Here is a 16,882-nt window from a genome sequence, read left to right as displayed (position 1 = left end):
GTCAGTTCTCCACGAGCCGCTTGCGGTAGTGGATGCGGTCGTAAGGGCCGTCCATCCGCCGCTCGACGACCTCGTAGCCGTACCGAGGGTAGATCTTCTGGTTCTCCCACATCAGCGCGTTGGTGTAGAGCCGCACCTCGACGAGCCCCAGCGCACGCGCGTGCGCGTCCACGAAGGCGAGCAGACGCCGGCCCACCCCCTGCCCCGCGGCATCGGGATGGACCGCGATCGACTCCAGGAGGAGACGCCCCTCGTACGGGCGCGGAACGAGCACCAGGAGACCCACCACGGGGTCCCCGGTGACGTACACGAAGCCCGCCGCCACATCGGCCGCGTGGTCGGCCTCCATCGGGGCGGGGACGCGCCCGATGCGTTCGATGTAGTGGTGGTAGGCCGCGTCGGTGACCGCCCGCACGGCGGGCACGTCGGCGGCGGTGGCGAGGCGGATGTCCGTGGAACCCTCGTTGGTGGTCATGCCTCTACGTCTACGTCACGGCGCCGCGCCCGCACCACCGCCTTCTTCAACAAGGGCCACGCCACGATCAGGACGATGAGGCCATAGACGGTCACGGAGAACGGCGTGTCGACGAGGCCGGAGACGCTGCCGTCGCTGATCTGCAGGGCGCGGCGCAGCTGTTGCTCGGCGTTGGGGCCGAGGATGACGCCGATGACGGCGGGCAGGATGGGCAGTCCGTAGCGCCGCATGCCGAAGCCGATCAGGCCGATGACGAGAAGGACGACGAGGTCGAGGGACTCGCCGCCGACCGCGTAGGCGCCGACGGCCGCGAAGAAGAGGATGCCCGCGTAGAGGTGGGGCCGCGGGATGCGCAGGAGCTTCGCCCAGACCGGGGCCAGCGGCAGGTTCAGCGCGAGCAGGAGCACCATGCCGACGAACAGCGAGGCGATGAGCCCCCAGACCAGGTCCGCCTCGCGTTCGAAGAGGAGCGGGCCCGGCTGGATGCCGTACTGCTGGAAGGCGGCGAGCATCACGGCGGCGACGGCGGTCGTGGGCAGACCGAGCGTCAGCATGGAGACGAGGGTTCCGGCGGCCGAGGCGGAGGAGGCCGACTCGGGACCCGCGACGCCCTCGATGGCGCCCTTGCCCCACTCCTCCTTGTGCTTGGACAGGCGCTTCTCCGTCACGTACGACAGGAACGTCGGGATCTCCGCGCCGCCCGCCGGGATCGCGCCGAACGGGAAGCCGATGAGGGGGCCGCGCAGCCAGGCCTTCCAGGTGCGCTTCACGTCCTTCCTCGCCAGCCAGGGGCGGCCGACCGGGATCGCCTGCCCGCTGGTGCGGCGCAGGTGGGCGGCGACCCACAGGGCCTCGCCGATCGCGAAGAGTCCCACGGCGACGATCACCACGTCGACTCCGTCGGCGAGTTGGAGCGAGCCGAAGGTGAGCCGCTGCTGGCCCGTCATCTGGTCGAGGCCGACGAGGCCGATGGTCAGGCCGATCAGGAGCGAGGCGAGGCCGCGGATGCGCGATGAGCCGAGCACGGAGGTGACCGCGATGAACGCCAGCACCATGATGGCGAAGTAGTCGGGCGCGCCGATGTCGACGGCGAGGTCGGCGACCGTCGGCGCGAGGACCACCAGGAGCGTCGTACCGATCATGCCGCCCGCGAAGTGCCCGATGGCGGCGGCCGCGAGGGCCTGCGCGCCGCGCCCGGACCTGGCCATCGGGTGGCCCTCCATGGCGGCGACGACGGCGGCGCTCTCTCCCGGGGTGTTGAGCAGGATCGACGTCGTCGAGCCGCCGAACATCGCGCCGTAGTAGATCCCGGCGAACATGATGAAGGCGCCGGTCGGTTCGAGTCCGTACGTCACCGGGAGCAGCAGGGCCACCGCCATCGCGGGGCCGATGCCGGGCAGCACGCCGATCGCCGTGCCGAGCAGGACGCCGACCGCGGCCCACAGGAGGTTGATGGGGGTGAGGGCCGTGCCGAAACCGTCCATCAGGGAGTTGAAGGCGTTCATGTCACAGCACTCCCATCAGGGGGCCGCCCGGCAGGGGCACGCCGAGCAGGTTGTTGAAGACTTCGTAAGTGACGACGGAGAGCGCGGCAGCGATGAGCGGGTCGCGGTCGAAGTGGCGGCTGCCGAGGGCGTAGGCGGCGCCCCAGAAGAGCAGCGCCCCGGCGATCGGGAAGCCGGCGGGTTCGATGAGGACGGCGGTCATGAGGAAGACGCCCGCCAGGAGCAGCACGGTGCGCCAGTCGGCGGGTTCGGAGAGGTCGATGTCCTCGCCGCCCTCGGCCTCGCCGCGGCCGCCGCGCAGGACGTCGACGGCGAGCAGGACGGCGACGACGAGCAGTCCGGTGCCGACGGCGATGGGCACGGTCTTCGGGCCGATGGGGCCGCGCTGGGTGAGGTCGACGTCCATGGTGAGTGCGTCGGTGAGGACGAGGGCGCCGAGGGCGAGGAGCAGGACACACACGCCGAGTTCGGAGTGTTCGCGCAGCCAGGAGCGGCGGTTTCGCGGCTCGTGGGGGATGTCGGTGGTGGTCACAGCCCCAGCTCCTTCAGTACCGACACGACGCGCTGGTCCTGGGCGGCCAGGAAGTCGCCGAACTTCTCCCCGGTGAGGAAGGCGTCGTCCCAGCCGTTCTTCTTCAGGGACTCGCGCCACTCCTTGGAGGCGTGCAGCTTCTCGACGAGCCCGGTGAGCTTCTCGCGCTCGGCGCCGGTGAGTCCTGGCGGGGCGACGATGCCGCGCCAGTTGGTGAAGTCCACGTCGTAGCCGGACTCCTTGAGGGTGGGTCCGTCCAGGCCCTTCACCCGCTCGGGTCCGGTGACGGCGAGCAGCCGCAGCTCCCCCGACCTGATCTGGTCGAGGTACTCACCGACTCCGGAGACGCCGAAGGCGACCTTGCTGCCGAGGATCGAGGCGAGCAGTTCGCCGCCGCCGTCGAAGGGGACGTAGTTGACCTCCTTCGGCTCGATGCCGGCGGCGCGCGCCATCAGCATCGGGGCCAGGTGGTCGGGCCCGCCGGGCGACGAGCCGCCGCCGACGGTGACCTTGCCGGGGTTCTCCCTCCAGGCGCCGACGAGCTGGCCGATGGTCTTGTACGGGGAGTTCCTGGCGACCACGACGACGTCCTGCTCCTCGGTGAGCCGGGCGATCGGTGTGGTGTCGGCGAGGGTCTTCGGGGAGTGGTTGGAGCGGGCGGCGCCCACGACGCCGAGGCCCATGGACATGGCGAGCTTGCCGTTGCCGTGCTCGCCGACGAGGCGGGTCAGGCCGACGGTGCCGCCCGCGCCCGGCAGGTTGAACACCTCGATGTTGTGGGTGAGTCCGGCGTCCTCGGCGTTCTTCGCGGCGGTGCGTGCGGTGATGTCGTAGCCGCCGCCCGGCGTGTTGGGGACCATGAAGCGCAGCCCGGGGATCTGTGTGCCGGTCTCGGCGCCGCTGCCCGGGGTGAGCAGCGGCGGCGCCACGAGCACGAGGAGAGCGGCCCCGAACAGGGCGAGGGGTGTGCGCAGGCGCACGTGTGCCACCACCTGTCGGTCGGTAGTCGGGTGTGAGGTGGCCCACATGTTGCCCGCGCGTCGACCACCTGTCTCTCTTCCGGAATCAACGGACGTTGTGGTCGTTGTGGTCGCGCCCATAGCCTGCGGCGATGACAAGGGTGCTGGTCGTGGACGACGACTTCATGGTCGCCAAGCTGCACAGCCGTTACGTCGCGGCGGTGGAGGGCTTCACCGTGGCCGGGGTCGCCCACAGCGGCGCCGAGGCGGTCGACGCGGTGCGGCGCCTTCGCCCCGACCTCGTCCTCCTGGACGTGTACCTGCCCGACATGGACGGCATCGCCGTACTGCGCGAACTGCGCGCCGCCGAGGAGCGCGAGCCCGCACGCCGTCCGGTGGACGCCCTGTTCATCACGGCCGCGCGGGACGCGGAGATCGTCCGGGCGGCGCTGCGGGCCGGGGCGCTGCACTACCTGATCAAACCGTTCAACCAGACGGCCCTGCACGAGCAGTTGCGGCACGTCGCGGCGCTCCGGGCCCGGCTCGACGGCCTGCGGGAGGCCCGCCAGGAGGACGTCGACCAGCTCTTCGGCACCCGCCCGCCCGGCTCCCGCGAGCTCCCGAAGGGCCTGGCCGCCCACACGGCGGAGCTGATGGAGCAGACCCTGCGCGACCACCCGGCCGGCCTCTCGGCATCGGAGTGCGCGCGGGCCGGCTCCCTGTCCCGGGTGAGCGCACGCCGCTATCTGGAGTTCTTCGTGACCACGGGACGCGCGGAGGTGACGCTGCGGTACGGGGGGACGGGGCGGCCGGAGCGGCGGTATCGGTGGCTGGGGTGAGGGCAATTCGGGCACGACCTGAGCGGAGTCCGAAGGCTTCCTTAAACGCACCATAAGGATCACCGTTTACCGCTCTCAGCAGGGGATTTCGCGGATTTCAGGGGCTAGCTTTCTGGTCGCCGGGGCGATGACGAACCGTCGGTGCCGCTTGGTGCTCGGGGGGCTGTGCCGCCCGTTCGCCGTCGCCCCGTGTCCCCCAACCGCTGCTTGAGGAGAGCCCCCATGACCGCCCGCCGCAAGATCGCCGCGTTCGCCGCCGCCGGTGTCGCCCCGCTCGCCCTGACCGCCCTGTCGACCGCGCCCGCCGCCGCGCACGGCTCGATGACGGACCCGGTCAGCCGGGTCTCCGCGTGCTTCCAGGAGGGCCCGGAATCCCCGAAGTCGGCCGCCTGCAAGGCCGCCTTGTCGGCCAGTGGCGTGCAGGCCTTCTACGACTGGAACGCGGTGAACGTCGCCAACGCCGCAGGCAAGTCGAAGGAGATCATCCCCGACGGCAAGCTGTGCAGCGCAGGCAACGACAAGTACAAGGGCCTCGACCTGCCGCGCGCCGACTGGCCGGCCAGCAAGCTCGCCGCGGGCAACCACACCTTCCGCTACAAGGGCACCGCCCCGCACAAGGGCTCCTTCGAGCTGTACATCACGAAGGACTCGTACGACCCGAGCAAGCCGCTGAAGTGGTCGGACCTGGAGGAGAAGCCGTTCGTCGACGTCGCCGACCCGAAGATGGAGAACGGCGACTACGTCTTCGACGGCAAGGTCCCCGCCAAGTCGGGCCGCCACCTGATCTACTCGATCTGGCAGCGTTCGGACTCCCCCGAGGCGTTCTACACCTGCTCCGACGTCGTCTTCGGCAAGGACTCCGGCGGTTCCGGCGCCGCTCCCGCCCCGGCCGCGTCCGCCCCTTCCGAGCAGGAGATCGCGGCAGGCGCCGACAAGTCGACCGTCGAGCACCACGGTCACGGGGACGCCAACGCGCACACCGGGGCGGAGGCCACCGCGGCCAACCCCGCCGACGGGCCCGCGACCGGCGACAACCGGCCCGAGGTGAACGGCGGCGCCGAGAAGCCGGTCGGCACGGCGAACGACAACCTCGCCGAGACCGGCGGCGACAGCACCACCCCGTACATCGCGATCGGCGGTGCCGCCGCCCTCGCCGTCGGTGCCGCGGCGATGTTCGGCACGACGCGCCGCCGCGCGGCCGGCCGCCACGGCCGCTGAACGGCCTGAGCACGACAGCTCGACAGCACGGCAGTACGACAGAGGGCCGTCGCCTCCCCGCAGTCTGGGGGGAGGCAACGGCCCGCACGTTTCGGGGTCAGGACAGGCAGGTGCTCGGGGTCGCGTGGGCCGGGTCCAGCGCGTTCGCCACCTCGTGGTGGGCGACGCGGTCCAGGATGCCGATCGCCACGTGCTCCGAGAGGGCGACGGGGCACAGGTCCTGCAGGGTCACGTTGCGCACGTCGGGGCCGTCGAGGAACTGGGTGCGGTACGGGGTGACCACCTCGTCGTACTTGGTGGCGATGACGGTGTAGCGCACGCCGGGGACCGTGTCCCCGCCCGCGTTGAGCTTGGTCAGGAAGGGCGATCCGGCCACCTGGTCGGCGAGGCCCGGGGTGTTCGTGGTCAGCAGGTCCTCGACGCCGGGGAAGTACGGCAGCAGCTTGGTGAGGCCGAGCAGGGTGGTGCCGTGGTTGTCGGGGGCGAGGCCGATCATGGCGTTCACCTTCTCGGCGCCGCCGAGGAACTTGAGGTAGTAGCGGGGCATCATGCCGCCCTGCGAGTGGCCGACGAGGTCCGCCTTCTTCGCGCCCGTCGAGGCGAGCACCTTGTCGACGAAGCCGTCGAGCTGCTCGGCCGACTTGTCGATGGGGCCGAGCCCGTTGAAGAAGGGCACGCCCGGCAACTGGCCGTAATCCAGGGAGAAGACGCAGTAGCCGCGTTTGACCAGGTAGGGCGCGAGGACGAGCCAGTTGTCGACGGAGTTCCCGAACGTGCCGTGCACGAGGACGACCGGGCGGGGATGGGCGGCGGACGGCTTACAGGCGTAGTCGTTCCAGCCGCTCGACGAGGCGGACGTCCCGGCCGACGCGGCAGCCGTGGCCACGGGGGTGAGGGTGGCCGCGCCCGTGACGAGCAGGACGGCCGCGAGCGCGCGCAGCGCGCGTCTCCAGGGCAGCATCGTGTGATCTCCTTGCGGCTCAGGGGAGTTGCGGGGGAGGTACGACCTGCGACCCGGATCAACAGGATGCCGTGCTCACGTCAAATTACGCGCCGGTAGATGAAGAGTGAAGCGGCGCGACGGCAAAAGTTCCAGTGCTCACTGGCACGGTCACGGCGGGTCACGCCGCCAGCGTCCCCGGCACGATCGCGCCGGGGCCGAACTTCTCCCGCGCCCGGTCGGCCACCTCCTCGATCCGGCGGGCCTTCTCGTCCACCGGGTCGAACGTCAGCTGGTGGGTGGCGCGTTCGGCGGGCCCGATCCCCTCGGCGCGCAGGGACACGGCCCGCACCCGGGCGCGCTGCAGGCCGAGCGTCTCGTACATGCGGTAGGCGGCCGCGGTCAGCGCGGCGGAGTGGGCGGTCGGCTCGGGCAGGGTCCGGCTCCGGGTGATCGTCGAGTATCCGGTCCGGTCCGCGTACCGCACGGTGAGGGTCAGCGTGCGGCACACCTGGGCCTCCCCGCGCATCCTGACGCCCAGCTCCTCGGCGCCGGAGAGCAGGGCGCGGCGGTGCCGGGAGGGGTCCAGCTCGTCGCGGGGAAAGGGGCGTTCGACGGCGACCGAGCGCGCGGCGGCGTTCGGTACGACCCGGGTGCGGTCGACACCCCGCGCCTTCTCGCTCAGCTCGCGGCCCGCGCGGGCGCCGACGAGCCGCTGCAGGGTGGACAGGGGCGCGGCGCCGACCTTCTCCAGGGTGTCGAGGCCGTACTCGCAGAGGGTGCGGGCGGTGGCGCGGCCGATGCCGGGCAGCTCGCCGACCGGCCGCCCCGCGAGGAACTCCGCCACGCCGTCCGCCCCTTCGGGCACCGCGCGGGTCACCCCCGGCGCGGCGCCCCGCGCGGCCATCCGCGCCAGCATCGGGCCGGGGCCCGCGCCGATCGCGCACTCCACCCCGTACAGCGCGAGCGCCCGTACCCGGATCAGCGCGGCCAGCTCGACGGCGCCCCGCCGGAAGTACCGTCGCGCGCCGCGCACGTCGACGAGCGCGGCGTCCGGCGGGAGCGCCTCGACCTGCGGGGTGAACTCGCCGAGCAGCGCGATGAGCTGGGGCAGCACGGCCTCGTACCTGGGCGGCAGCAGGAAGCGCACGTAGAGGGTGGTGGTCCTGTTGTTCATCCCGCGCTCCCCTGGCTCTGGTGCCACAACTTCCTGCCGCTGCCCGCCGGCCCCTCGCCCGCCGGGCGCAGATCCGCCCAGGGGTGCATCTCGTATCCGTTGGCCAGCCGGATGCGGCGCCCGTCGGCCCGGTCCGGCCCCTCCTCGGGGGCGGGGCCGGGCTCCGGTTCCGCCAGGCGCTGCGCCACCGCGTCGAGTCCGCCCTCCTTCCGCGTCTCCACCAGGTCCGCCAGGTTCCACGCCGCCGCGCCGACCACGCTGAGGCTGCGCGGTCCGCGGCGCTGCACCACGCCGCGCACGAGCAGCAGCCAGGAGTGGAAGACGGTGTGCGCGCACCGCTCGTGGGCATCGTCGAAGAAGGCCAGGTCGACCAGGCCCGTGCCGTCGTCCAGGGTGGTGAAGATGACGCGTTTGCCGGAGCGGATCGGCGGGGTCTGGGTGGCGGCCTTGGCGCCCGCGACCAGGACGGTCGCACCGTGTTCGGCCTCGCGCAGGCGCCGGGCGCTGAACACGCCGAGCTCCTCCAGGAAACCGCGGTGGTCCCCCATGAGGTGGCGCGAGGAGTCCATGCCGAGGACGCCCAGTTCGGCGCTGAGCCGCTCCGCGTCGTCCAGGTCCGGCAGGCCCGCGGGGGCCGTCCTCCGCCCGCCGGCCAGGGGCAGTTGGGCGCCGGCCGCGCCCCGCGCCCCGCGTCGCAGCTCGGCGAGGTGCAGTTGCAGGTCGCGGCGGTTGGCGCCGAACGCGTCGAGCGCGCCGACCTGCGCGAGCCGTTGCGCGACCGGCTTCGAGGGCCTGGCGCGCTCCCAGAAGTCGACGAGCGAGGCGTAGGGCTGCCCGTCGGCGATCCGCGCGGCCTCGGCCTCGCTGATGCCGTGCACGTCGCTGAGCGCGAGGCGCAGGCCCCACCGGTCCGGAGCCGAGTCGGAACCAGACACCAGTTCGATACGGTGAGCGACCGCCGACCGGTTCACGTCCAGCGGCAGGATCGGCACCCCGCGCCGCCGCGCGTCCGCGAGCAGCAGCCGCTTCGGGTACATGCCGGGGTCGTGCGTGAGCAACCCGGCGTAGAAGGCCGCCGGGTGATGGGCCTTCAGCCAGGCCGACTGGTACGTCGGCACGGCGAAGGCCACCGCGTGCGCCTTGCAGAAGCCGTACGAGCCGAAGGCCTCGACGATCCCCCAGGTGCGGCCGATCGTCTCCGCGTCGTACCCCCTGGCCGCCGCGTGCTGCGCGAACCAGAAGCGGATCCGCCCCTGCGACTCGGGGTCGGAGAGCCCGCGCCGCACCCGGTCCGCCTCGTCGCGTCCGCAGCCGGTCATGATGTTCACGATCTCGATGATCTGCTCGTGGAAGACGACGACGCCGTAGGTCTCCTTCAGCGGCTCCGTCAGGTCCGGGTGCGGATAGCGGACGGGCGCGCGGCCGTGCCGGGACTCGATGAAGGGCCGCACCATGTCGGCGGCGACCGGTCCTGGACGGAACAGCGAGATGTCGACCACCAGGTCGTGGAAGGTCGCGGGCTGCAGCCGCCCGACCAGGTCCCGCTGGCCCGGCGACTCGATCTGGAAGCAGCCGAGCGTCTCGGTGGACTTGATGAGCCGGTACGTCGCCGGGTCGCCCGGCGGGACCTGGCGCGGGTCGTCGAGATCCACGACATCGCCCGTGGCCCGCTCGACCTCCGCCACCGCGTGCGCCATCGCCGACTGCATCCGCACGCCGAGCACGTCCAGCTTGAGCAGGCCGAGCTCCTCGACGTCCTCCTTGTCGAACTGCGACATGGGCAGGCCCTCGCCGCTGGTCGGCACCACGGGGGTGCGGGCGAGCAGCGAGGCGTCGGAGAGCAGCACCCCGCACGGGTGCATGGCGACGCCGCGCGGCAGCGCGTCCAGCGCCTCGACCAGCTCCCACAGCCGGTCCCTGCCACCCAGCTCCGTGGCGATCTGCCGCAGTTCGGGCAGCTCCTCCATCGCGGCGCGGGCATCGCGCGCGCGGATGTGCGGGAAGGCCTTGGCGATCCTGTCGATCTCGGCCGGGTCCATGGACAGGGCGGCGCCCACATCGCGTACGGCGTGCCGTACCCGGTAGGTCTCGGGCATGGCGACCGTCGCGACCCGCTCGGTGCCGAAGCGGCCGATGATCGCGCGGTAGACCTCCAGGCGGCGGGCCGACTCGACGTCGATGTCGATGTCCGGCAGGACGTGCCGCCGCTTGGACAGAAACCGCTCCATGAGCAGCCCGTGCTCGACGGGGTCGGCGTGCGCGATGCCGATGAGGTGGTTGACCAGGGATCCCGCGCCGGAGCCGCGCGCCGCGACCCGGATGCCCAGGTCCCGTACGTCGTCGACGACTTGGGCCACGGTCAGGAAGTAGGAGGCGTATCCGTGGTGGTCGATGATGTCCAGCTCGTGGTGCATCCGCTCCCAGTACGCGCGGCGGGAGTCGTAGCCGCGCCGCACCATGCCCGCCGCCGCCCGTGAGGCGAGGACGCGCTGCGCGGTGCGGCGCCCGGCGCCGACCAGGCGCGGCTCGGGGAAGCGCACGGATCCGATGCCGATGTCGTCCTCGGGGTCGACGAGGCACTCGGCGGCGGCCGCCTGCGTCTGTTCGAGCAGGCGGTGGGCGGTGTCGCCGCGGAAGCCCGCCGCCTCGACGACACGCTCGGCGACGCGCAGCATGTCGTCCGCGCCCTTCAGCCACCGTTCGCCGCTGTCGAGCTCCTTGGTCGGGTCGACGGGGACGAGGCGGCGCGCGGCGTCGAGGACGTCGGCGACGGGGCCCTGGCCGGGGTCGGCGTAGCGCACGGCGTTGCTCAGCACGGGGCGTACGCCCTGCTCGGCGGCGAAGCCGACGGTGCGCGCGGCGAGCCGCAGCGAGCCGGGGCCCGTGCCCTCGCGGCCGTGCCAGACGGACTCAAGGCGCAGCGCGTCGCCGTAGCGCTCGCGCCAGGGGGCGAGCAGGCGGGCGGCGCGGTCGGGGCGTCCCGCGGCGAGCGCGCGCGCCACGTCGGAGGCCGGGCCGAGCAGGACGGTCAGGCCCTCTCCGTGGTTCTCCTGCCAGGGCAGGACGGGTGGCCCGTCGGCGGCGCCGGCGCGGTGCGCCGCGGTGATCAGCCGGCAGAGCGCGGCCCAGCCGGTGGCGCCGTCCCGGGCGAGGAAGGTGACGCGCGGGGCCGACTCGTCGATGAAGGCGCCGCCGCGCACGGGTGCCCGCCGCCGTTCGCCGGTGTCCGGGGCGGGCGCCCCCACGGCGAGCTCGGTCCCGAACAGCGGCCGTACGCCCGCCTTGGCGCAGGCCTTGGCGAACCGGACGGCGCCCGCGAGGGTGTCCCGGTCGGTGAGGGCGAGGGCGTCCATGCCCCGCTCGGCGGCGCGCTCGGCGAGCCGCTCCGGGTGCGAGGCCCCGTACCGGGGGGAGAACCCGGAGACGGTGTGCAGATGCGTGAACCCTGACACACGCACCTCCTGGCACCCTGAACCGATCCGATCTCACATCCCCCGTCTCCACCATAGACCAGTTTCGAACTTACGTACGACACATACGTTCGATTCATGATCGAGGGCTGCCCCGGCTCCCCCTGTCGTCCGTTCGGCCCATCCCACCTGCGAGAACGACCGCGGCCCCCGAGCGTTGAGACATGAGCTTCGCCGACGAATTCAAGAGCGCCGTCACCCCGCGAGCAGCCCTGCTCGTCATCGGCGTACTCGCCCTGCAGCTGCTGTTCATCGCCTCCTACGTAGGGGCCCTGCACCATCCGAAACCCAAGGACGTGTCCTTCGCAGTGGTCGCCCCGGGTCCCGCGGCCGAGCAGACGGCCGACCGTCTGAAGAAGCTCTCCGGCGAACCGCTCGACCCCCGTGTCCTCAAGGACGAGGCCACGGCCCGCCGCCAGATCATGAACCGCGACATCGACGGCGCCCTGCTCGTCGACCCGAAGGGCACGAACGACACCCTCCTGGTCGCGTCCGGCGGCGGCACCGCCCTCTCCAGGACCCTCACCGAGCTCGTCTCCGAGGTCGACGCGGCCCAGAAGCGCACGGTGAAGACCGACGACGTGGCCCCCGCCTCCGGGCAGGACTTCAACGGCCTCTCGTCCTTCTACCTGGTCGTCGGCTGGTGCGTCGGCGGCTACCTGTGCGCGTCGATCCTCGCGATCAGCGCGGGCTCCCGCGCCGCCAACGTGCCGCGCGCGGTCATCAGGCTCGGCACCATGGCGCTCTACTCGATCGTCGGCGGACTCGGCGGCGCGGTCATCATCGGGCCGATCCTCGGCGCCCTGCCCGGCAGCTTCCTGGGCCTGAGCGGCCTCGGCGCCCTGGTGATCTTCGGAGTCGGCGCGATCACGCTCGCCCTGCAGGCGCTCACCGGCATCGTGGGCATCGGCCTGGCCGTCCTCCTCATCGTCATCGGCGGCAACCCGAGCGCCGGCGGCGCCTTCCCGCTGCCGATGCTGCCGCCCTTCTGGCAGGCGATCGGCCCCTGGCTGCCGCCGGGCGCCGGCACCTGGGTGGCCCGCTCCATCGCGTACTTCGAAGGCAACTCGATCACCCGGGAGCTCCTCGTCCTCTCCGCCTGGGCCGTCGTCGGCGTCGTCGTCACCATCGCCCTGTCCGCCCGCCGCAGGACACCGCACAGCAGCTCGATCGACCTCAGCGGCACGAGCTACGGCAGGGGCATCGGGGGCATCGGCTGACCCACGTCCGCCCGCTCGCCGGGGCCGTCGCCATGGGAGCGGCCCGCCAGGGAAAAAGCCCCGCCCCCACATTTCGCGGGGGCGGGGCGGAAACTTCCGGTCAGGCTCAGCCGATTTCCGCACCGTACGCCGACAATGCCTCCGGCACCGGCTGGAAGAACGTCTCGCCGCCCGCGGAGCAGTCACCGCTGCCGCCCGAGGTGAGACCCAGCGCGGTGTCACCGGCGAAGAGCGCGCCGCCGCTGTCGCCGGGCTCGGCGCAGACCGTGGTCTGGATCAGGCCGTGGACCTGCCCTTCCTGGTAGTTCACCGTGGCGTCGAGCGCGGTGACCTCACCGTCGTGGACCTGCGTGGTGCTGCCGCTGCGCGTCACCTGCTGGCCGACCGTGGCGTCCCCGGCCTTGCTGATCGCCTGGGAGCTGCCGTTGTAGAGGTTCACCTCGCTGGGGTGCGGGGTGTCGGCCGTGTACTTCACGAGGGCGTAGTCGTTGTCCGGGAAGCTCGACTCCTCCGTGGCGCCGATCTCACCGCCGCCCTGCGAGTCGGACCAGCTCTTGACCGCGTTGCCGCAGTGGCCGGCCGTCAGGAAGTACGGCTCGCCGCCCTTGACGACGTTGAAGCCGAGCGAACAGCGCGAGCCGCTCCCCCAGATCGCGTCGCCGCCGGCGAGGAAGGCCTTGTACTCGCCCTTGCTCCGCTTGAGTTCGGCCTTGCCGCCGAGCTTCTTCACGATCGCGTCGACCTTGTCGAGCGCGGCTCCCTCGACCGTGCGGTCCGCCGTGACGACCACCTTGTTGGTCGCCGGGTCCATCGCCCACGAGGTGCCGGGCACGGCCGCCTCGTCGTCGAGCGTGGTGCGGGCGCTCTTCAGCTCGGCCAGGGAATTCTCGACGATTCTCGCCTTGCCGCCCGCCGACTCGACCGCGTCCGCCGCGCTCTTGCTCAGCACGTTCACGACGAGGGACTTGGCCTTGGCGTCGTAGTACGTTCCCGCGGCGTCCGCGCCGAGGTCCTTGCCGAGGGCCGAGGCGAGCTTTCCGGCCTTCGCCACGGAGAGGGTGTCCGGCGTGGGGGCCGGGGAGTTCTCGCTCGCGTTCGCACTCTGGAAGGTGATTCCCGCGGCGACCAGCGCGGCGATGCCCGCGCCTGCCACGGCGGCACGGCGCTTGGGTATGCGTCGGTGCTTCAAAGCTCACGACCTCCTGTGGGGGGCTCCTGTGGGGGGAACGGCCCGTCCGGCGTGGGGGCCTGACGGACCGCAAGGCTTACGCGGCACGGAGTCGCCACGCTAAAGAAGCCGCGTCCATGCCAATTTGGCCTGGCCCACTATCCCGATGCCCTCAGGTCGCACACAAGGTCTACTTCCGGACGCGCGCACGGGAAACGCTCGCGCGCCCGCGTGCGCCGGACGAGGCGGTCCCACCACGTCGGTCCCCGCTGCAAACACCGCGCGCGAGGAACGATCGTCAGCCTGTGAGGACTAGTCCTGTCCGGTTCTCGCCCCTGCGGAGGGGCCCGGATTCCCGGCTTCCGCGTCCCGCGCCGCGGATTCCGGCAGCTTCGCGGGCGCCGGCTGCTGGGCGGGCGTCGGCTGCTGGGCGCGTTCCAGGAAGCGGAGCAGTTCGACGGGGAAGGGCAGGACGAGGGTGGAGTTCTTCTCGGCGGCAACGGCCACCACGGTCTGCAGGAGGCGGAGTTGGAGGGCGGCGGGCTCCTCGGACATCACGTGCGCGGCCTCGGCGAGCTTCTTGGAGGCCTGGAGTTCGGCGTCGGCGTTGATGACGCGGGCCCGCCGCTCGCGGTCGGCCTCGGCCTGGCGGGCCATGGACCGCTTCATCGTCTCGGGCAGGGAGACGTCCTTGATCTCGACGCGGTCGATCTGCACGCCCCAGCCGATGGCCGGGGAGTCGATCATCAACTCCAGGCCCTGGTTGAGCTTTTCGCGGTTGGACAGCAGGTCGTCCAGATCGCTCTTGCCGATGATGGAACGCAGCGAGGTCTGCGCCATCTGCGAGACCGCGAACCGGTAGTCCTCCACCTGCACGACCGCCTCGGCCGCGTCGACCACCTTGAAGTAGATGACCGCGTCCACCCGGACCGTGACGTTGTCCCGGGTGATGCCGTCCTGCGCGGGCACCGGCATCGTCACGATCTGCATGTTGACCTTGCGCAACCGGTCGATACCGGGGACCACCATGGTCAAGCCGGGGCCACGCACGGAGTGCTGGAGCTTGCCCAGGCGCAGCACCACACCCCGCTCGTACTGCTTGACGACGCGCGCCGCCGCCATCGCGTAGACCACCCCGACGGTCCCGAGGGTCGCCCCCACCGCCACCAGCTCCTCGACCATGCCGGCCCCCAGGGTCCGAATTGGGCGTGTTGGGTGTGCTCTTCGAAGGTAACGCCGGTTCGGACACATGGGGAGAGGGCGACGGGTGACGGGAGCGCTTTCAGGACCGGGCAGTGGTGAGCCCCCGCCCGGAGTCCGGACGGGGGCTCACCCGCTGGCTGCGGTCTCAGGTGCCGTTCACGCGGGTTTCAGCGGGTTTCAGTAGACGCTGACGCTGTACGCGCGCAGGGCCTCGGTGACGGGCTGGAAGAAGGTCGTACCGCCCGAGGAGCAGTTGCCGCTGCCGCCGGAGGTCAGACCCAGCGCCGTGGAGCCCGCGTACAGCGGACCGCCGCTGTCGCCCGGCTCGGCGCAGACCGTGGTCTTGATCATGCCGTAGACGACATCGCCGCCGCCGTAGTTGACGGTCTGGTTCAGGGCGGTGACCCGGCCGCTGTGCGTGCCGGTCGTGGAGCCGCGCCGGGTGACGGTCTGGCCGACGGTCGGGTCGGCGGCCCGGGTGATGTCCTGGCTGCCCACGGTGCCGGACTTGGTGATCGAGTTGTTGGTGTACCGGACGATGCCGTAGTCGTTGGTCGGGAAGCTGGAGCCCGACGTGGTGCCGAGCACGGTGGTCTTCGCCGAGTTGGCCCACCAGGTGCCCGCGCCGTCGGTGCAGTGCCCCGCGGTCAGGAAGTAGTAGGCACCGGCGCTGTTGCGGACGTTGAAGCCGAGCGAGCAGCGCCAGTTGTCCGCGTAGATGGCGTCGCCGCCGGAGATGTACTTCCGGAACGTGCCGGGGGTGCGCTCGATCCTCAGTGCGTCGGCCCCTGCCGCGGCCTTCAGCTCGGCGATCTCGGACGCGGAGACCGTGCTGTCGGCGGTGACGACGACCTGCTTGGTCTTCGCGTCGATGCCCCAGGCGGTGCCCGCGACATCGGCGCCGAGCACGGCGTCGCTGGCCTGCTCCAGCTGTGCCGTGCTGAGGGTCTCCATGCCGTCCCGCGCGTTGGCCGCGGGCACGGCGAGCGCCCCGGCGGCCACGAGCCCGGTGGCCACGGCCAGCAGACGGGTGTGTCTTGCTATGCCACTGTGGGGGATGGTGCGCCTGTTCCTCACGTAGTTCCTCCCGAGGGAAGTCAGTGGGTCCTTGTGGGTTGAAGACCCGTGAGGCGCAGCCAAAGAGCAAGTCCGGGTTCCGGATACGCCGTGCTCCTGACAAGCGCTGCTCGGGAGTATTGGGGGCGGGCACCGGCCGCACAAGGGCGCCTTTCGGCCGCCGGCGGTACATGCCAGCCAGCCCCGGTGGGTCTCGTACCTGTCGTACGCCACCGGGGCCGGCCGTGCTGTGACGTCCGCGTGCCCCTACGTCCGCATGCTCTGACGTCTCAGCGGTCGCGAAGGTTCCGTTCTCCCGCCGCGATCTCCGTGACCAGGGTGTTGCCGGGCGGCGGGAAGGGACAGATGAAGTGGTCGGCGAAGGCGCACGGAGGCAGCAGCGCGCGGTTGAAGTCGACGGTGGTGCGGCCGTCGGCGCCGGGCGCGGCGGGCCGCAGGAAGCGGAAGCGGTAGCTGGACGTGCCGCTGGTGGCGTCCGCGAAGACGGCCCACAGCGACCCGTCGCCCTCCACGCTCACCTGGAGCGTGTGCTCGACTCCCCCGAGCCGGAAGGAGAGTTCGCCGTCGAGGCCGAGGCCGCGCTCCTTGCCGTCCGCGTTGGCGACCCGGACGGTGCGGTCCTCGCCGAACGGGGTGAAGCGCCCGGGCACGGCCCAGCGGGTGTCGTACGGGGTGGCCTCGATGCCCCGGAAGACGCGGCGCGCGGTGGCGTCCGGGTCGAAGTCGCGTACGGCCCACAGGCCTTCGCGCCGCATGACGACGAGGCGGCGCCTGCCGTGCGCGACGCGGGCGGCGTCGACCGGGCCGCTGTCGGCGCCGAGGCGCACCTCGCCGGCCGGCGGCCGGCCGTCGACGGTCAGGCCCGTGTCGGGGCCCGCCGTCAGGACGAGGGCCTCGGTCGTCTCGGCCCAGCGCCCGGGGATGCCCGGAAGGTGCCCGTCCGGATGGTCCACGAGCCAGTGCGTGCCGGTGAGGGAGAGCGGCCCGTAGGGGGCCGACACCGTCTCCGTCCGCTGCTCGTGCCAGTGCTTCCAGTCCCGCACGGCGTCCGCGGTCCGGCCGTCGGAGGGGTGCTCGGTGTGCTCGGTGCTCATACCGG

At 72.1% G+C, this 16,882-nt stretch carries 14 protein-coding genes; 3 read left to right on the top strand and 11 right to left on the bottom strand.

What is annotated here, in order from left to right; translation table 11 throughout:
- Position 1: 1 nt before the first annotated feature.
- Genes ACFVYL_RS18205 through ACFVYL_RS18190 form a run of 4 tightly spaced genes read right to left on the bottom strand, consistent with a single transcriptional unit; the run spans position 2 to position 3,492 of the window.
- Positions 2–475 (bottom strand): GNAT family N-acetyltransferase, encoded by a 474-nt coding sequence (locus ACFVYL_RS18205; protein ID WP_389717019.1) that lies wholly within the window; start codon positions 473–475, stop codon positions 2–4.
- Complete coding sequence (locus tag ACFVYL_RS18200) at positions 472–1,980, bottom strand: tripartite tricarboxylate transporter permease (RefSeq protein ID WP_389717017.1); 1,509 nt, start codon at positions 1,978–1,980, stop codon at positions 472–474. The genes ACFVYL_RS18205 and ACFVYL_RS18200 overlap by 4 nt, the downstream gene beginning before the upstream one ends.
- 1 nt (position 1,981) lies before the next feature.
- Entirely contained in the window at positions 1,982–2,512 is a 531-nt protein-coding gene (locus ACFVYL_RS18195) for a tripartite tricarboxylate transporter TctB family protein (protein ID WP_389717015.1), read from the bottom strand.
- Positions 2,509–3,492 carry a Bug family tripartite tricarboxylate transporter substrate binding protein gene (locus tag ACFVYL_RS18190; RefSeq protein ID WP_389717298.1) on the bottom strand — a complete coding sequence of 328 codons (984 nt, stop codon included), beginning with the start codon at positions 3,490–3,492 and terminating at the stop codon, positions 2,509–2,511. Before ACFVYL_RS18190 ends, ACFVYL_RS18195 begins: the two co-directional genes overlap by 4 nt.
- A 131-nt stretch (positions 3,493–3,623) precedes the next feature.
- Here ACFVYL_RS18190 and ACFVYL_RS18185 point away from each other — a divergent pair, with 131 nt between their 5' ends.
- Complete coding sequence (locus ACFVYL_RS18185; RefSeq protein ID WP_389717012.1) at positions 3,624–4,310, top strand: response regulator; 687 nt, start codon at positions 3,624–3,626, stop codon at positions 4,308–4,310.
- A 222-nt stretch (positions 4,311–4,532) separates the two neighbouring features.
- A complete protein-coding gene (locus tag ACFVYL_RS18180) occupies positions 4,533–5,528 on the top strand; it encodes a lytic polysaccharide monooxygenase (protein ID WP_389717010.1) in 996 nt (331 codons plus the stop codon).
- 97 nt (positions 5,529–5,625) lie between these two features.
- Here ACFVYL_RS18180 and ACFVYL_RS18175 read toward each other — a convergent pair whose 3' ends face one another.
- From ACFVYL_RS18175 to ACFVYL_RS18165, 3 genes are all read right to left on the bottom strand, one after another.
- The gene (locus tag ACFVYL_RS18175; RefSeq protein ID WP_389717008.1) at positions 5,626–6,489 is read right to left on the bottom strand and encodes an esterase/lipase family protein; all 864 of its coding nucleotides are present in this window, start codon (positions 6,487–6,489) and stop codon (positions 5,626–5,628) included.
- 160 nt (positions 6,490–6,649) lie between these two features.
- Positions 6,650–7,645, bottom strand: a complete 996-nt coding sequence (locus ACFVYL_RS18170) for a hypothetical protein (RefSeq protein ID WP_389717006.1) — start codon at positions 7,643–7,645, stop codon at positions 6,650–6,652.
- On the bottom strand, positions 7,642–11,097 hold the full coding sequence (locus ACFVYL_RS18165; protein WP_389717004.1) for a DNA polymerase III subunit alpha: 3,456 nt from the start codon (positions 11,095–11,097) through the stop codon (positions 7,642–7,644). The genes ACFVYL_RS18170 and ACFVYL_RS18165 overlap by 4 nt, the downstream gene beginning before the upstream one ends.
- A gap of 182 nt (positions 11,098–11,279) precedes the next feature.
- Here ACFVYL_RS18165 and ACFVYL_RS18160 point away from each other — a divergent pair, with 182 nt between their 5' ends.
- Positions 11,280–12,335 (top strand): DUF3533 domain-containing protein, encoded by a 1,056-nt coding sequence (locus tag ACFVYL_RS18160; RefSeq protein WP_389717002.1) that lies wholly within the window; start codon positions 11,280–11,282, stop codon positions 12,333–12,335.
- Between the two features lie 106 nt (positions 12,336–12,441).
- Here ACFVYL_RS18160 and ACFVYL_RS18155 read toward each other — a convergent pair whose 3' ends face one another.
- From ACFVYL_RS18155 to ACFVYL_RS18140, 4 genes are all read right to left on the bottom strand, one after another.
- A complete protein-coding gene (locus ACFVYL_RS18155; RefSeq protein ID WP_389717001.1) occupies positions 12,442–13,524 on the bottom strand; it encodes a S1 family peptidase in 1,083 nt (360 codons plus the stop codon).
- Positions 13,525–13,815: 291 nt separating this feature from the next.
- Positions 13,816–14,685 (bottom strand): slipin family protein, encoded by an 870-nt coding sequence (locus tag ACFVYL_RS18150; RefSeq protein WP_389716999.1) that lies wholly within the window; start codon positions 14,683–14,685, stop codon positions 13,816–13,818.
- Between the two features lie 198 nt (positions 14,686–14,883).
- A complete protein-coding gene (locus tag ACFVYL_RS18145; RefSeq protein WP_389716997.1) occupies positions 14,884–15,783 on the bottom strand; it encodes a S1 family peptidase in 900 nt (299 codons plus the stop codon).
- 269 nt (positions 15,784–16,052) lie between these two features.
- Positions 16,053–16,877, bottom strand: coding sequence for a DUF1684 domain-containing protein (locus tag ACFVYL_RS18140; protein WP_389716996.1), 825 nt, complete (start codon positions 16,875–16,877; stop codon positions 16,053–16,055).
- Positions 16,878–16,882 lie beyond the last annotated feature (5 nt).

The sequence above is a fragment of the Streptomyces sp. NPDC058308 genome (genome assembly GCF_042880275.1).
In the GTDB taxonomy this organism is placed as follows: Bacteria; Actinomycetota; Actinomycetes; order Streptomycetales; family Streptomycetaceae; genus Streptomyces.
The sequence above is the reverse complement of the archived record's forward strand: the minus strand, read 5'-3'. Positions and strand labels throughout refer to the sequence as shown.

Excerpts from the sequence above, each read along its gene's own strand:
- ACFVYL_RS18150 (WP_389716999.1), bottom strand. The coding sequence starts at position 14,685 with ATGGTCGAGGAGCTGGTGGCGGTGGGGGCGACCCTCGGGACCGTCGGG.
- ACFVYL_RS18205 (WP_389717019.1), bottom strand. The coding sequence starts at position 475 with ATGACCACCAACGAGGGTTCCACGGACATCCGCCTCGCCACCGCCGCC.
- ACFVYL_RS18180 (WP_389717010.1), top strand. The coding sequence starts at position 4,533 with ATGACCGCCCGCCGCAAGATCGCCGCGTTCGCCGCCGCCGGTGTCGCC.
- ACFVYL_RS18200 (WP_389717017.1), bottom strand. The coding sequence starts at position 1,980 with ATGAACGCCTTCAACTCCCTGATGGACGGTTTCGGCACGGCCCTCACC.
- ACFVYL_RS18140 (WP_389716996.1), bottom strand. The coding sequence starts at position 16,877 with ATGAGCACCGAGCACACCGAGCACCCCTCCGACGGCCGGACCGCGGAC.
- ACFVYL_RS18175 (WP_389717008.1), bottom strand. The coding sequence starts at position 6,489 with ATGCTGCCCTGGAGACGCGCGCTGCGCGCGCTCGCGGCCGTCCTGCTC.
- ACFVYL_RS18185 (WP_389717012.1), top strand. The coding sequence starts at position 3,624 with ATGACAAGGGTGCTGGTCGTGGACGACGACTTCATGGTCGCCAAGCTG.
- ACFVYL_RS18170 (WP_389717006.1), bottom strand. The coding sequence starts at position 7,645 with ATGAACAACAGGACCACCACCCTCTACGTGCGCTTCCTGCTGCCGCCC.
- ACFVYL_RS18160 (WP_389717002.1), top strand. The coding sequence starts at position 11,280 with ATGAGCTTCGCCGACGAATTCAAGAGCGCCGTCACCCCGCGAGCAGCC.